The sequence below is a fragment of the Erwinia sp. genome (genome assembly GCF_049696395.1).
Taxonomy (GTDB): domain Bacteria; phylum Pseudomonadota; class Gammaproteobacteria; order Enterobacterales; family Enterobacteriaceae; genus Erwinia.
Genome location: NZ_JBAVTT010000028.1, coordinates 1 through 14962, shown reverse-complemented (window position 1 = coordinate 14962; position 14962 = coordinate 1). Strand labels below are relative to the sequence as shown.

Below are 14962 nucleotides of genomic sequence, written 5' to 3'. Positions count from 1 at the left end.
TAATTTCACCTGCAGGGAATTAACAAAATTATCAATAAAAACATATAAATAGCGTTACAGACAGACTGGTAAGCTGGTGAACTGAGTCTGTAAAGTGGTCTGTTACCTGCTCCTGTTAATTGCTTGTAATTCAAGCTGCTATCACTGTTAACCGATGTGCTGATTAGCTGATGTTGAGTTGCAGCTAAAGGGGCTAAGCAGATTGCTTAAAAGGGGTATATTGAGAAAAATTGGATTTGATAATGTTGTTTAAAATCAATACTTAGCTGACTTTAGCGTGACAATTTGTTCAGGTAGCTCTGTAAGACTTTATCACCTTCTGGATAGTGCCAACTGAACAGGAAAGCTTCGAAGCAATAGCCCGCTGAGTCATACCACTGGACAGCAGTGGTTTAATTTGAGCGTATCGCTCTGTCACAGCTTGGTGTCTTGAAACTTTAAAGCCAGCAACTGAGCGGAGTAACGGTGACAGGTTTTTATCAATTCCAAACATTTTATCGAGCGACCTGACAGGGGTCTCCCCCTCAGTCAGTAACTTTATATACTCAGGCGGCAACTGGTAATTCATTCTGGTAGAACTCCTTAATTCTGGCTGTTGTAATGGATGCTTTGGAATTGTAATGCTTCGAATCTTTGTACCATGAATAAAGCTGGTCACTGTTTAGCTCTGAAACTTTACGCCCTTCGATTTCTTCATAAATCTTTGTACCGTCATCGAGTTCAATTGCTGCATCAGGGTCAGCAAAGGAATTACTGTTCAGGATGATACCCTCAAGGGTAATGTAATCACGTAGCTCCTGAAGCGCTTCACCAGCTCTGCCAGTGATAGCTTTTGAACCGAACAGTAAGTAAGGGTCAAACTCATCTGATGCGCTATCTCTGCATAGCTGGGCAAGCTCCTGAAGGTCAGCAGCCTTGCCAGGGTAGAGGTTAATCTGGTTATAGATTTCTCTTCTGTGAACATCGCTGAGTGTTGAAGCAAAAGCCGCTGGCTTAACTTCATCTTTGGTGATGCCATGTTTGTTAAGAAGAGTAATAAGGTCTTCCTTGCTCATGCTGATTAGTTTGTTGAATTCAATATTGGTAGTTTTCATTATCTTTTTTACCCGTTTAGTAATTTGAGTGAGCGGTAAATTAATATGGTTACCCGTATCACTGGTGATTTGTGTGATGAGATGTCCAAAGTATTTTATAATCTTTTCTCTGGCATCTTTTGTGCTGCTGACTTTGTAGTGGGGGTCACTGAAAGCTTTAGCTGCAATCTGTGAACCGAAGGGCATATGTTTATCTGAAAACTTTCTGTTATCACTAGCTGACCAGATTCCAAGATTACGCACTGTATAGGCACCACGATTTGATGCTGGGCAGTAATGCGATAACTCAACCTTTTGACCATCTTCAAGGCTGAAGTTATAAATAGCTGCTTTGGCGTGTAATGCATAGAGGGCGCTGAAGTCATCTTGGGATGTTGGGAATATTGCCACTGAACCAGACTGTACTGCTGCGCTAACAAGTCTGCGCATGAAGGTACTGTTTTCAATTCTCTGTTTAGGGGTTAGTCGAGTACCACCCTTAATGATTCGTCCGTAAGACTGCCTGCACGAATCACTACAGAAACTGTTACCACTTCGTGTTCTTGCTGCCTGAAAAGATTTGATGCATGTGGTGCACGTTAGAATAGGCATTAACCCTCTGTTGATGTATTTCCTTAACTCATAATTAATATTAACATATTTGTAACATTTGTCCAGACATTTCTGTTGTATTCATGATTAAATTATGATAAGTGGGGTGGGTTAAGATTGGGCTTGCTACCGCTCATCAGCCCTCTGGTCGCTCGCCTGCTCGCTCCCAATGCCAAGAGACAACTAAAGCCAGCTAATCAGATGCTTCAAAAAGGGGTATATTGAGAAAAGTTCTGGTTGAAAAATGCTATGAATATCAATGATTAGTGAACTTTAGCGTGACAATATTTCCAGATAGCTCGGTAAGGCTCTGGTCACGGTAAGACTTGTCATTAGCAAGACTAACAACAACGAATCATTCCATGAGCAGCAGCAACAAGAAAACCATCAGTTAAGATGGTTGGCTTTCTCTGGCAGGCATAGTAAATCGTGCAGGTCACTTTGTTTAGGCCAAAAAGAACCCTCCGAAGAGGGCTGTCAATGTTTTGCCTAATACTATTATTATCATCGGGGTAGCTGAAGTGAAACGTGAGGTCAGCAAACCTCACTCCCAAACAGCAAAGGTTATTGTAGGTAAGCTTATGGATTTGTCCAGGTAGTTTATGGATTTTTCAAGACTGGCGTGGATGGGGTAAAAACGAGGTATTCATAAGTGGTTCTGTACAGATAAATGCAAAAAAACCCCTCAGAAGAGGGGTCAACGGTTTTGATACAATGATTTTTTTTTATTGTGAGCTGTGTGCAATCTTTGCAAGCAAACCCTTTACAGGCTGCTAGTTCATTGCTAGCGGGGAATTTACCTGATTATTTTCTGAACTTCAAATGTTTATTAGGAATAATCTTAAGGATTTTTGTCTGTGGAGTGGTTCTGTTCAGTGAAGAAGGAGCAAGCGACTGATAAGACAAGATTATGGGAAGGGAGAGTTATTCCTTGAGGTGAACTGGTAACACTTGTCTGGCTTGCTACGCTAGCAGCCATAGTCACTCGCTCACTCGTGACGCCTCTGTACAGATATCTGTAAAGATATACTGTTAAGAAGTAACTGTTTAGGTGAAAACCCTTTGATAAGAATATCTCGCAAGTCAACACCTATCAATCACTATCAATCTTTATTTTTTCATAAAATTAAATAAGCAACCTACAAACAGTTACTTACAGGAATACAGTAGGATTGGCAATTTGTCCACTCTGGAGAATTAGGCAAGACTTTTGGGTTGCAGGTCACGTTAGCCCATCCACTGATGCAGGATTACACTGCATCTGATTACAGATGGAACCGCACCAAACCTCCTGTAACGCACCCTAAGCGACTTTGCAGCACAACCTATACACTTGGGTTACCCACATAAAAATAACCTCACAGAGAGCCTCTGGTTAGCCCTCATTATCCTTAACCCACTGTGGGAAGTCATGTGAAGGTATAAACTCATCACCAGCAGTAAAGGTGTGTTCCTTTATTCCAGCGATGTGCATTATCTCAATCCAGCGCTCCGCATCGTTAACGGTAATGTCACCCTCTTCTGTCAGATGACCCAATGGAAAGTTAATCAGTTTGTAGCCAGAATGCATTTCAATGTCACAGGTTTTGTTATTCCCATCAAGATAGATTTTCTTAATCAACTTCCTTACGATGAGATTCATTTCGACACGTGAAGGTTTATCATCGAGGTTAAGGCTTAACACATTTGGAATATTGGTAGAGGATGAGATACGCTGTTGCTCTGACGCTATTTCAGAAGACATTTTGTTAATCTGGACTGCAAGCCCATCATAGCGGCTGTTGTAATTATCCTGAGTGATACGGTTATCAAGTAAAAGAGTTACCAGCATATCTCTTGATGCAACCAAGTTATCACGTTTTGCTGAGAATTCTTTTAAGTTAGCCTTTTCAGTGCTTGAACCAGCAAGAAGCCTTTCAGCTTTGTAAATTAATCCTCGCACAATAGCAGCATCTGTAATGTCACGTCTTACAGCCTGAGCTGTATTACAACGCTTCAAACGTCTCAGAGAGCAAACGTAATACCCCATCTTGCCTTTAGTCACGCTGCTCATAATAACTGATGCTGAGCAGTGCTTACACACCAGAACACCCTTGAGTATATTTGTCGACAGAGGGTTATCACCTGCTGGACTTCTTACCTTGTCTGATGAAAGTTGCTGAACAGCATTAAAGTCTGATTCAAGAATAGCCCCCTTCCCTTTCACCGTATAATATCCATGTATCGGCTCTACACCTGTAACAACAGTTTTCCTTGAGGGGACTTTTAAACCGTATGTAGCAGGGTTACACAGTAATTGCTGTACAGTGCTCTGATTCCATTTCCCAATATGATTTTTAAAAGTTGGTGTAAGGTCAACATTAAGAGCCTGAGCAATGTTTGACATTGAGTAACCATCAAGACGTAATTTGAAGATTCTCTTCACAGTATCCAGATGCTCTGTAAAAATAAAGGCTGTTCTGTCACTGTTAACTTCTAACCAGCGGGGGCAGGCTGATGACAATATTTTTCCACTTTTATTGGCTAGTTCACGTTTATGAGACCAAACCTCTTTCATTCGACTACTTTTTAATTCTGACTCTTCGTGAGCACGCTGAGCCAGCAATACACCTTTGATAATATGCATTGAGTCATCAAGGGATGAAATTTTGTAATGTTCGTTATCAGAAAGGGTATAAACGTCCACACCATGTTCAAGAATTGCCTCCAGACGTTTTCTTGCTTTGGAAACAGACTCCCTAGACAGTCTGTCTAAGCTTTCCAATAAGATGACACTACCAGGTGGAATACTGCCGTTTATAATGTTGTCTGTAAGGCGACCTAAATCACCATCCGCGTGTTTCCCATGATAAGCAGACAATCCCTCATCTTTATAGATTTCGTTCGACAGAGTGTAATCAGGGTGAGTTACCGACCATGCATCAATCAGCTTACGCTGCCGTCTGAGGCTGTCACCTGTAGCCTGTTCGGCTGAACTGTATCGAACATAGGGGATTGCTAGTTTCATTGGTAATTCTCTGGAGATTGCCTTTAGCTGGTGGGCAGAATTTACCACAAATGCATCTCTATTACACCTGTACCATGACCAATATGCGTACGGTGCTGGGGTCGATGGATCTGGATGAGATGCTCTCGCAGCGCGATAACATCAATACCCGTCTGCTGCGGATTGTCGATGAAGCGACCAATCCGTGGGGCGTTAAAATCACCCGTATTGAAATCCGTGACGTGCGGCCGCCGGTCGAACTGATCGCCTCAATGAATGCCCAGATGAAAGCTGAACGAACCAAGCGTGCGGGAATTCTGGAAGCTGAAGGGGTGCGTCAGGCCGCCATCCTGCGTGCTGAGGGCGAGAAGCAGTCACAAATCCTGAAAGCCGAAGGTGAGCGTCAGTCGGCATTCCTGCAAGCTGAAGCTCGCGAGCGTAGTGCTGAAGCTGAGGCTCTGGCTACCAAAATGGTCTCAGAAGCGATCGCCGCCGGGGACATTCAGGCCATCAACTATTTTGTGGCGCAGAAATACACCGATGCCCTGCAAAAAATCGGCACCTCTAACAGCAGTAAGCTGGTGATGATGCCGCTGGAAGCGAGCAGTCTGATGGGCTCCATTGCGGGGATTGCCGAACTGCTGGGCGAGAGCAAAAAGGAACGAGGTGTGAAATGATCACCGACCTGTTAGCCAACCCGTGGTGGCTTTGGCTGTCGCTGGGTGGCGTTTTGCTGGCAGCTGAAATGCTGGGGGCCAGCGGCTATCTGCTGTGGAGCGGTGTCGCCGCCCTGCTTGTCAGCCTGCTGGTGTGGCTGGTGCCGCTGCCGTGGGAATGGCAGGGCGTTAGCTTTGCGCTGTTAACGGTGCTTTCTGCTCTTTGGTGGTATCGCTGGCTGAAAGGCAAAGACCGCCAGCAGCCGCCCTCCTCGCTTAATCAGCGTGGCCTGCAGTTAATCGGTAGGGAATTAACGCTGGATGAAGCGTTGGTAGATGGCTTTGGTCATGTGCGCATTGGCGACAGCGGCTGGCGTGTTCAGGCAGCGGAAAACTTCCCAGCGGGAACCCCGGTCACGGTGGTTGCCGTGGAAGGCGTCACGCTGAGAATCATCAGGCGCGCAGGAAATCCTGCCAGCGTCTGACCAGATAGTTATGTTCATCCATGACCGAGTTCCAGACGCCGATATGGCTCATCCGTTGTTCGTAGCTGCCGCCATCGCGCACTTCCCCTTTCGCGATCAACGGCTGACCTGAGGCGTCTGGCAACACTTCACTGGCTGGTTTTCCGCCATACCAGAAATCCCACTCAGCCTGCGACAGATGCTGGCGCGTCCGTTCCGGGTTGGAAATGTAATACCCCTGACGAGCCATAATCGCGCCAGGCCAGCCAGACTGCCACCAGTTCAGGTACGCATAGGCCGCATCCTTAATCTTCCCCGTTGCGCAGCGCGATAAAGACAGGCCGCCGTACCAGGCGCGGTAGCCTTCTTTTGGCGTGGCAAGTTTGTAGCCGCTCTGGCGGAAATGGTGCCTGAAATAGGTCGGAGCCCACAGGCTTTGCACGCCAACCTGCTGATTCTCAATCAGTGCACAGGCCTCATCCTGAGTTGACCAAAAGGCAGCGAAATGCCCCTGCCGCTGCAACCCTGCCAGCACGCTGGTCAGGTTATCGATCTCTTCCAGCGTCAGATTGCCCACATTACTGAACTCTCCCAGCCCAGCGCCCTGCACCGCCAGCACCGCATCCAACGCGCCCATTGCCGCATCATCCTGCAATGCCGCCTGGCCCGAGAAAGCAGGATGCAGTAACCAGCCCCAGCTCTCCTGTTCACGGCTTAGCGCCGCGGGAAGCCGGTCGGCATGATATGCAAAACTGTCGGCATTATGGGTCAACGGCAGCATGCTGATCAGCTCTGTTGGCTGGCCGCCAAGATTACCATCATGCTGAACATACAGACGGTTAACCGGGACGCTGCCGTCGCCCAGTTTTGCACCGGGAATCAATGTGCCCTGCTTCGGCAGTGAATTGATCTCATCCCAGTGAGTCAGGCGGCTGATTTCCAGCGGCTGAATAGCGCGGGCAGGCCAGACAAAATCGATATTGTGGAACCACTGATCGTAAAGGTCGTAGCTTTCGGGCTCCATCACCGCGATGCGCTGCGCGTCTTCCACGCTGCGCAGCAGATAAACGATTTTGATGCCTAAATCCTGTTCGGCCCGCAAGCGAAGGCGCTCCAGCAGAGTGACTGAAGTGCCCAGTACGCGCAGGGTGATCTGGTTTGTCGCCACGGCCGCGGAGTTCATTACTTATCACCGATTAAAAAGGGCTGCTGAAAACGCAGGAAGGCGCTCCGCAACCGCGAGGCGCTAAGGCCCCGAAGAATAAATACCAGCTGGGAGCTTTCCAGCTCGCCGGGCCAGTCTGTCAGATGAACCGGCGGATGCAGGCTGTGCTGAACACCGTGGATAACCACCGGCGTGCTGCTCTCCTGCACCCGCAAGATCCCCTTCATCCGCAGTATCGAACTGCCATGACAGTGTAATAGCATCGACAGCCAGACAGCAAAGGCCGCCCAGTTAATATTCTCCCTCAGGGTGATGACGCAGGTTTCAGTTTGCGGATGATTGAAGCCCAACGGCAAAGCCGGGCGATCTAAGGATGCCACTGTACCTGGCACCGTTGCCGCACCTGAAGCTTCAGGTGCGGTTGCCATAGCGGCATCACGGGTCAGTAAGCCGATCCTGTCAGCCACCGCATTACCCAGCCAGCGAAAGCGCTGATGTGCAGTGCCCTGGCTGATACTGGCTTCGAACAGCTTGTCGGCCTGAGTCAGGAACCTGCTGGTTTCGGCAATCTCGGCCAGCGGGTTCACTTGCTGAAGGTAAGCTTCAAGCTCTTCGCGCTGCGTACTGCTAACGCGATCCCCTTTACTTACCGCCAGCTTATCGGCCGCCGTGACCTGAGCCAGCCACTCCGGCTGGTTTTTTGCCTGCTGCCAACCGTGCTCCGCATCCACCAGCGTCACCAGAACGCCCTGCGCAAAGTGGTACTGAAGTTGGCGGTCGTGCAACAAGGTAGACAGTATGGGCGAGGGATCGGCAAGACCTGTCGTTTCAAGGATCACCTTTTTAAAAGGCGGAAGTTCTCCGCGTTCGCGCCGTTCGCTCAGATCAAGCAGAGCCTGTTTCAGCTCTCCCCGCACCTGACAGCACACGCATCCGCTGGGCAATAACACCGTGTCTGGCGCAACCTCGCCTAACAACAGATGATCAATGCCCACTTCACCAAACTCATTCACCAGCAACGCCACATCAGCCAGCGCCTGCCCGCCAAGCCAGCTTTTGAGCAGGGTCGTTTTGCCACTGCCCAGAAAGCCGCTCAGTACGTGTACCGGGATCTTCTGCCCATCCTGCATTTTCTACCTCTTCTGTTCCAGGGCGGCCAGCCAGTCGTCATCCAGCGGATCCAGCGGGCGCTTCATCAGTGCTTCTGCTTCCTGCCAGATTTGCTCCAGGCTGTTCACTATCACCTGCTGACCTGTCGGACTTGCCAGTACCCAACTGGTGTGAAAATCGGTCAGTTTCAGACGAAAAGGAGCCAGCGCATGATTTAACATCGCCATCTGCTGCAACCGCAGCTGACGGCGAGGTAAGGTATTTTGCAGCGGATCGCTCCACTGCGGACCGCTGTCCAGCAAGCCACAAACGCCGCACATCTCGCTCTCCTTGTTTCAGGGCATGACATCGCCAGAATTCGGCCCAAGCGTCTGACCTACGAAAAGGTTGCCGCCCGGTTCGCTTGCCAGCAGCAGCGCCACCGGTGCAATTTCCTCCGCCCGGCCAAAGCGGCCCAAAGGCAGTTCGGCGGCTTTGGCTCTCTTCCACTCGCTGTTCAGGCCATCAATCAGCGGCGTTTCTATCGGGCCAGGCGCAATGGCATTCACCAGCACGTTTTGCGCGGAGACTTCCAGCGCCAGCGATTTGGTCAATCCAATCACGCCAGCTTTGGCGGCGGCGTAATGACAAAGTTCTGCTCCGCCTTTGATGCCGAGTTGAGAAGCCACGTTGATGATGCGGCCCCACTGCTGCTTCAGCATCCACGGCAGCGCGCGCTGTGAAGCCAGAAAAACGCTGCGGAGATCGACAGCCATCATCTGGTCCCACATTGCCAGGCTGATATCGCCACAGCGTGCCTGGCTGAGCATTCCGGCGTTATTGACCAGAATGTCGATGCCAGCAAACTGTTCGACGCAGGCATCAACACCAGCCTGTGCGCCGCTGACCTGCCCAACGTCCGCTACCACTCCAATGCATTCCGCACCCAGCTCACGACAGGCAGCCACGGCTTTTTGCAGGTTATCTGCATGGCGATCGGTCAATACCAGACGTGCGCCTTCGCGGGCAAACAGGCTGGCAATGGCCAACCCAATTCCGCTGGCCGCACCGGTAATCACCGCTCTTTTCTGTTCCAGTTGCCTCATCATTCGCTCCTTTAGTCTGGCCAGCGCACGGTCAGGCCGCCGTCGATAATCAGACTTTGTCCGGTAAGATAGCTGCTGGCCTCGCTGGTCAGAAAACTGATCAGGTTAGCCACTTCATCAGCCCGGCCAGGCCGGCCCAGAGGGATCACTCGTGAGGCTTTTGCCAGCCCTTCTGGCCCCAGCGAGTTCTCTTTATCCAGCGACTGCGGCGTTTCTATCAGTCCCGGGATTACCGCGTTACAACGTACGCCTTTAGGGGCAAGTTCTACCGCCATTGAGCGGCAGATCCCCGGAATACCCGCTTTGGCCGCCGCGTAATGCGCATGATCCTGCCACCCGTAAACGCCGCCAGCGATGGAGGATACGGCCACCAGGCTTGCGCCCTCTGCAAGGTGAGGAGCCGCCGCGCGGAAGCAGCGCATCACGCCAGTCAGATCGACGTTGAGCATCTCGTTCCAGCGCTCATCGCTCATCTCTTCAATCGGTGCACGGCGCAGCACGCCAGCGTTTGCCACCAGGTAATCGATCCGGCCAAAATGCTCCAGCGCTGCTGCGACGAAGGCATTGACTGATTCAGTCCTCGCCACGTCCAGCGGCAACCACAGCGCATCGCCACCTAATGCCTCCACTTCCGCCGCCGCTAATTTTGGGTCGTGAGGATCGGCGGGATAAAATCCGCCAACCACTTTCACACCGCGCTGGGCATAGTTTTTTGCCAGTGCCAGGCCTATTCCGCTGGCCGCGCCGCTAATCAGCGCTACTTCACTCTTTTTTTGCCTCTCAGTCACACTTCACTCCTGAATCTGGATGGTGGCGTTGTGCGTTGCGCTCTGTGGCGCAGCCGCTTTCTCAGGCACGTGACGGGCCAGCAAAATAATCATTCCGGAGATAAAGCACGGCAGCGCGCCAAACCATAAAGCCGCTTCCTGCCAGTGCCCGCCGTTGCTGAGGATGGACGTGGTGCCCACGCCAGCGATAATCGCGCCAACCGGCCCCATCGCACCAATCAGCGCGCCAGCCGTAGCACGGATAGCGGTTGGGAAACTTTCGCTGATAAAGAACAGTGCTGCTGCGTACGGCCCAATCAGGAAGAACAGGCCAACGCTATAAAGCGCGACGATGATGGCAAAATTGTCCGGGCAGAACAGCATTCCGGCAAAGGCGATGCCGCCCAGCATCCAGCCGACCGCGATGGTGTTGCGACGACCAAAACGGTCGCCCAGCCAGCCGTGAGCCAGATAGCCGCAATAACCGACAAGGTTGGACATGATCAGGATCAGTAGCGAGTTGTCGAACGACACTGCATGGGTTTTAGTGATCACGGTGGTGCCAAGCACGCTGAAGATCTGAATCGCAAACCAGTTCAGCAACACCGCGCCGCCTAATACCAACGTTGCCCGCAGTGAGGTGCCACGGAAAGCCGCAGCAAGGCCAGATTTCTGCTGCTCTTCGTAGGGCATCTCATAATCCTGAGCCACCTGACGCGCATCCGTTTCATTGCCTGCTGCACGCAGCTGTTTAATGTGTTGATGAACCTGGAACTGCGGCGTCTCTTTCAGTTTCAACGCCATCACGGCGATCACCAGAGAAGGGACTGCGGCAAAGATAAAGCTGCCCTGCCAGCCGATAATCGGCATCAGTATGGCGGTGAGTGCAGAAGCCACCAGCGCCCCTACCGGCCAGCCACCCTGTACCAGGCTGTAGATAAAGCCTTTACGCTTGTTCAGTTTTGGATCGTCAATTGCGGCATACAGTTCAGAAAGATAGGTTGCGTTAACGGTCTGTTCCGCGTAGCCCAACCCGGCGACCGAACGAATGGCGGTAAGCGCACCTTTGCCCCACGCGCCACCGATGGCGGTCAGCAGCGAACAAAGCGCAGCGCCACCCACGGTAATCACGATCCCCATACGACGGCCAAGGCGATCCACCAGCGGGCCAATCGCCAGCGCAATCACTGCGCCGCCCACCGCAACCCAGGTGGCGATTTCAGCCTGTTCCACTTCGCTCCAGCCGAAGTGACCGCCAATCGCTGGCAGCAAGGTACCGAATAAAATGAAGTCATACACCGCGAATACCCAGGCAAAAAAGGCAATCCAGGTGGCGAATTTCACATCTTTGAGGCTCAACTGCTGTGGAAGCCAGCCATTCACAGACGGTCGTTTAAACAGGCTCATAGTGCGCTCACTCATCAAAAGGTAATGGGCTTAACCCTGGCGCGGATTGCGCTTCAGGTGGTCATCAGCGATTTCGTCGAAGGTGACAAAACGCACGCCTTCATGGCTTTGAATGTATTTGATCAGGCGTTCCAGCATCAGCAGCACCTGAGGGCGGCCTGACACATCCGGATGAATGGTCATGGTGAAGACGGCGAAGTCGTTTTCGCGATAGACCCAGTCAAACTGGTCACGCCACATCTCTTCCAGATGGCGCGGGTTGACGAAGCCGTGGCTGTTGGGGGATTTTTTGATAAACATCATCGGCGGCAGATCGTCGAGGTACCAGTTAGCCGGGATCTCAACCAGGTCGGTTTCCACACCGCGCTCAAGCGGTTTCATCCAGCTGTCCGGGTGTTTGCTGTAATCAATTTTGGTCCAGCTGTCGCCCACGCGGACGTAGTACGGATGGAAGTCGTTATGCATCAGGCTGTGGTCATACTTGATGCCTTTCTTCAGCAGCAGCTCGTTAGTGACGTTGCTGAATTCCCACCATGGCGCCACATAACCGGTCGGGCGCTTGCCGGCCAGTTTGCTGACCAGCTCAATGCTGCGATCCAGAATGGCTTCTTCCTGCGCCGGGGTCATCGCGATTGGATTTTCATGGCTGTAACCGTGGATGCCAATTTCATGACCTGCGTCGGCCACGGCCTGCATCTGCTCCGGGAAGGTTTCGATGGAGTGGCCTGGAATAAACCACGTTGTTTTCAGCTGATGTTCAGCAAACATTTTCAGCAGACGAGGGGCACCCACTTCACCAGCGAACATGCCACGAGAAATATCGTCTGGTGAGTCTTCACCGCCGTACGAACCCAACCAGCCTGCAACGGCATCCACATCCACACCAAACGCACACAGGATTTCTTTGGCCATCTTTGACTCTCCTAATCTGGGCGGCTTTAAAGTCAGTATCAGGTCTTCACCCGCTCACTTTGTCGCCTATAAAATGGATATTAAAAATAAATGTACATTTTTAAGGTAGCAAAGAGGATGCCAGGTTTTTGAGAGGGATCTCTCAGTTTTGCCAGAGGTAAAATTAAGCCATTGATTGTTAACTTAATGTTTTTGTTAAAAGTGAAAAGTTAACGCACAGCATGCCGATTGACGCTTGGGTTACCAGACCTTAGATATAATGTATATTTACTTAAATGATCCATTATTGTGCAGCCTGCACTGTGAAGAGGCGCACGCCTTCCCTCCCCTGAAACTGAGGGGCTATGGCATAATGGTTTCCTGATCAGCGGGAGAGTGGGATTAAGGATGGTTAACGACAGTGACAGTGTGAAAATGGAGGCCAAAGCGCCCGCGCGCTATGAAACGATCCGTCAGGTGCTTGAAGATGCCATTGCCTCCCGCAAGGTTCCGCACGGATTGGTACTGGTTGAAGGCCCGCTGGCACAGCTTTTTGGCACCAGCCGCGTCCCTGTCCGCCAGGCGCTGAGCCTGCTGCACGATCAGGGCCTGATCACCCGTTTTGAAGGCCGTGGCTTTATCGTCGCCCGGCAGAATGAGGAAGTTGATCCGCAGCGCATCGCTTTAACGCGCAGCGTGTTGGGTTTGGATCAGGAACGTGAGCTGGTTGATACCCGCAGCACCGGAGAGAAACTGCTGCAAAGCCTGCAGGAAGCGCTCTCCACCTGCATGGTCTTCGGCCACTATCAGCTGAATGAAGCCCAGGCCGCCGAGTTCTATAACGTCAGCCGCAACAGCATCCGCGAAAGTCTGATGCGCCTGCGGGACAAAGGATTGGTAGAGAAAGAACCCTATTCTCAATGGCTGGCAGGCCCGTTAACGGCAAGAGAGATCAGCGATCACTATGAGATCCGAGCCAGCCTTGAATCAGCCGCGCTGCGTAAAGCCGCTCCTCACCTGCCGCAGCAGCAGATCCTCGATAACCTTAAACGGTTGGATCAGGTTGAGGGCAAACGGGTGAGCTCTGCCGAACTGGAACAGGTTGAGGACGATCTGCATCTGTTCTGCCTGGAGCCAGCGGGTAACCGCACGATGATGGAGATCATGCGCCAGAGTCAGTCACCGCTGATCGTCACGCGAATTTTTTATGAGATGCTGGCGATCCCGATCGATGACTCGATCGTCAAAGAACACCGCCTGGTGTATGACATGCTACTAAAAGGGAGCTGGGATTTGGCGGCGATGGGGCTGCGTGAACATCTGGAGCGTTCGCAGATCAGAACATTACAGAAGCTCAAGGTGCTGTCTGTCTTACCGGTGCCTGAACTGCCACCTTATCTGCTGCGTTTGAGCTGAGGGCCGGTGTAACGTCGGTGCTGAGTCTCGTTTAGCCGCACCAGTGCAGCATCGTACGCTAACTTAACCGGCTTTTTTGCTGTGGCAGCAGCCAGCAAGATCATTAATGATCGGGCAATCGGCGCTGTCGTCGCCCGGGCAACTTTCCGCTAAGGCCAGCAAACGCTCACGCATCTGGGTCAGTTCCTGAATATGTGACTCAATTTCCGCCACTTTTTGCAGTGTTCTGGCCTTCACATCGGCGCTGTGACGCTGAGGGTTATTAAACAGCGTCACCATCTCGCCGCACTCTTCCAGATTGAAGCCTACCTGCCGGGCCTGGCGCAGCAACGTCAGCTCTTCAAGATGTTTAGCGGTATAGCTGCGGTAGCCGTTTTCGCTCCGCAATGGCGCAGTAACCAGACCTTTCTCTTCATAAAATCGAATCGCCTTGCTGGTCAGCCCGGTTTTTTTTGCCACATCGCTGATATTCATCTTCTCTCCTTGACCTTCCCCTTGATGGAAGGTTTAACCTTCATTACTACTGTAAAACCCCGTTGGGGTCAAACCGGATAACCTGGAGCTTATACCATGTCACAAACCACTATTCTGGCGCTGGATGGCTTGTCCTGCGGCCACTGTGTGAAAAGAGTGAAAGAGACGCTGGAGCAGCGTGCAGACGTTGACCAGGCAGAAGTGTCGATCACTGAAGCCCGTATCAGCGGCAGCGCTGAAGCCAGCGAGCTAATCGCCGCGGTTGAACAGGCCGGTTATCATGCCAGCCTGGCGCAGGATGCCAGCTTCCCAAAGACTGAACCGCTGACAGAATCAGGATCCCAGCCGGAAGCGCTGACAGCGGACCCTCATCAGCTTCCGGCGGAACAGACTGATAGCGCCCAGAATGTTGAGGCCGTTCAGCCTGCAGAAGCGAGGGTAAACGCTCAGCCGCTGACGGCCTCAGAAGCGCCCTCGGCAGAGAGTTTTCACCTGCTGATTGATGGCATGAGTTGTGCCAGTTGCGTCAGCCGGGTACAGACTGCGCTGCAACAGGTAACAGGTGTCAGCCAGGCACGGGTTAACCTTGCCGAGCGCAGCGCGCTGGTGATGGGTGATGCTGCACCTGGTGCGCTGATCGATGCGGTGAAAAATGCCGGTTATGCGGCAGAAATCATTGAGGATTACGCAGAACGACGCGAGAAACAGCAGCAAACTGCCCGCCGGGCCGTGCGCCGTTTTCGCTGGCAGGCCGCCCTCGCCCTGACCTTAGGCATTCCACTGATGCTGTGGGGCATGGTCGGCGACAATATGATGCTGACCGACAGCAACCGCAGCGGCTGGCTTGCCGTTGGAC

The 14962-nt window shown here is 51.9% G+C and carries 13 protein-coding genes and 1 pseudogene; 4 read left to right on the top strand and 10 right to left on the bottom strand.

Features of this window, described 5'->3' with window-relative positions; genetic code table 11:
- Window positions 1-545 precede the first annotated feature (545 nt).
- Window positions 546-1523, bottom strand: coding sequence for a hypothetical protein (locus WCC56_RS03795; protein ID WP_424691108.1), 978 nt, complete (start codon window positions 1521-1523; stop codon window positions 546-548).
- 1537 nt (window positions 1524-3060) lie between these two features.
- Window positions 3061-4692, bottom strand: coding sequence for a recombinase family protein (locus WCC56_RS03790; RefSeq protein WP_424691107.1), 1632 nt, complete (start codon window positions 4690-4692; stop codon window positions 3061-3063).
- A 71-nt stretch (window positions 4693-4763) separates the two neighbouring features.
- Between WCC56_RS03790 and WCC56_RS03785 the strand changes: the two are divergent.
- Together WCC56_RS03785 and WCC56_RS03780 are read left to right on the top strand one after the other, a co-directional pair.
- Window positions 4764-5348, top strand: a pseudogene (locus WCC56_RS03785) (SPFH domain-containing protein); the annotation flags it as partial.
- Complete coding sequence (locus WCC56_RS03780; RefSeq protein ID WP_424691106.1) at window positions 5345-5812, top strand: NfeD family protein; 468 nt, start codon at window positions 5345-5347, stop codon at window positions 5810-5812. The pseudogene WCC56_RS03785 and the gene WCC56_RS03780, both read left to right, overlap by 4 nt.
- Here WCC56_RS03780 and WCC56_RS03775 read toward each other — a convergent pair.
- From WCC56_RS03775 to WCC56_RS03745, 7 genes are read right to left on the bottom strand one after another with little or no spacing between them, the layout of a single operon-like run.
- Window positions 5781-6974, bottom strand: a complete 1194-nt coding sequence (locus tag WCC56_RS03775) for an ABC transporter substrate-binding protein (RefSeq protein WP_424691105.1) — start codon at window positions 6972-6974, stop codon at window positions 5781-5783. The genes WCC56_RS03780 and WCC56_RS03775 overlap by 32 nt on opposite strands.
- Window positions 6974-8086 (bottom strand): CobW family GTP-binding protein, encoded by a 1113-nt coding sequence (locus tag WCC56_RS03770; protein WP_424691104.1) that lies wholly within the window; start codon window positions 8084-8086, stop codon window positions 6974-6976. The genes WCC56_RS03775 and WCC56_RS03770 overlap by 1 nt, the downstream gene beginning before the upstream one ends.
- A 3-nt stretch (window positions 8087-8089) precedes the next feature.
- Window positions 8090-8386, bottom strand: coding sequence for a hypothetical protein (locus WCC56_RS03765; RefSeq protein WP_424691103.1), 297 nt, complete (start codon window positions 8384-8386; stop codon window positions 8090-8092).
- A 15-nt stretch (window positions 8387-8401) separates the two neighbouring features.
- Window positions 8402-9154: an SDR family NAD(P)-dependent oxidoreductase gene (locus WCC56_RS03760; RefSeq protein WP_424691102.1), complete on the bottom strand. Its 753-nt coding sequence runs from the start codon at window positions 9152-9154 to the stop codon at window positions 8402-8404.
- Window positions 9155-9162: 8 nt separating this feature from the next.
- A complete protein-coding gene (locus tag WCC56_RS03755; RefSeq protein WP_424691101.1) occupies window positions 9163-9939 on the bottom strand; it encodes an SDR family NAD(P)-dependent oxidoreductase in 777 nt (258 codons plus the stop codon).
- 3 nt (window positions 9940-9942) lie between these two features.
- Window positions 9943-11325: an MFS transporter gene (locus WCC56_RS03750; protein ID WP_424691100.1), complete on the bottom strand. Its 1383-nt coding sequence runs from the start codon at window positions 11323-11325 to the stop codon at window positions 9943-9945.
- A gap of 30 nt (window positions 11326-11355) precedes the next feature.
- Window positions 11356-12237, bottom strand: coding sequence for a polysaccharide deacetylase family protein (locus WCC56_RS03745; protein ID WP_424691099.1), 882 nt, complete (start codon window positions 12235-12237; stop codon window positions 11356-11358).
- Between the two features lie 387 nt (window positions 12238-12624).
- Between WCC56_RS03745 and WCC56_RS03740 the strand changes: the two genes are divergently transcribed.
- Complete coding sequence (locus WCC56_RS03740; protein WP_424691098.1) at window positions 12625-13632, top strand: GntR family transcriptional regulator; 1008 nt, start codon at window positions 12625-12627, stop codon at window positions 13630-13632.
- A gap of 63 nt (window positions 13633-13695) precedes the next feature.
- On the opposite strand, the gene cueR is transcribed toward WCC56_RS03740, so the two are convergent.
- Entirely contained in the window at window positions 13696-14106 is a 411-nt protein-coding gene (gene cueR, locus WCC56_RS03735) for a Cu(I)-responsive transcriptional regulator (protein ID WP_424691097.1), read from the bottom strand.
- A 96-nt stretch (window positions 14107-14202) separates the two neighbouring features.
- Between cueR and WCC56_RS03730 the strand changes: the two genes are divergently transcribed.
- On the top strand, window positions 14203-14962 hold a 760-nt coding region (locus WCC56_RS03730), incomplete at its 3' end, for a cation transporter (RefSeq protein WP_424691096.1).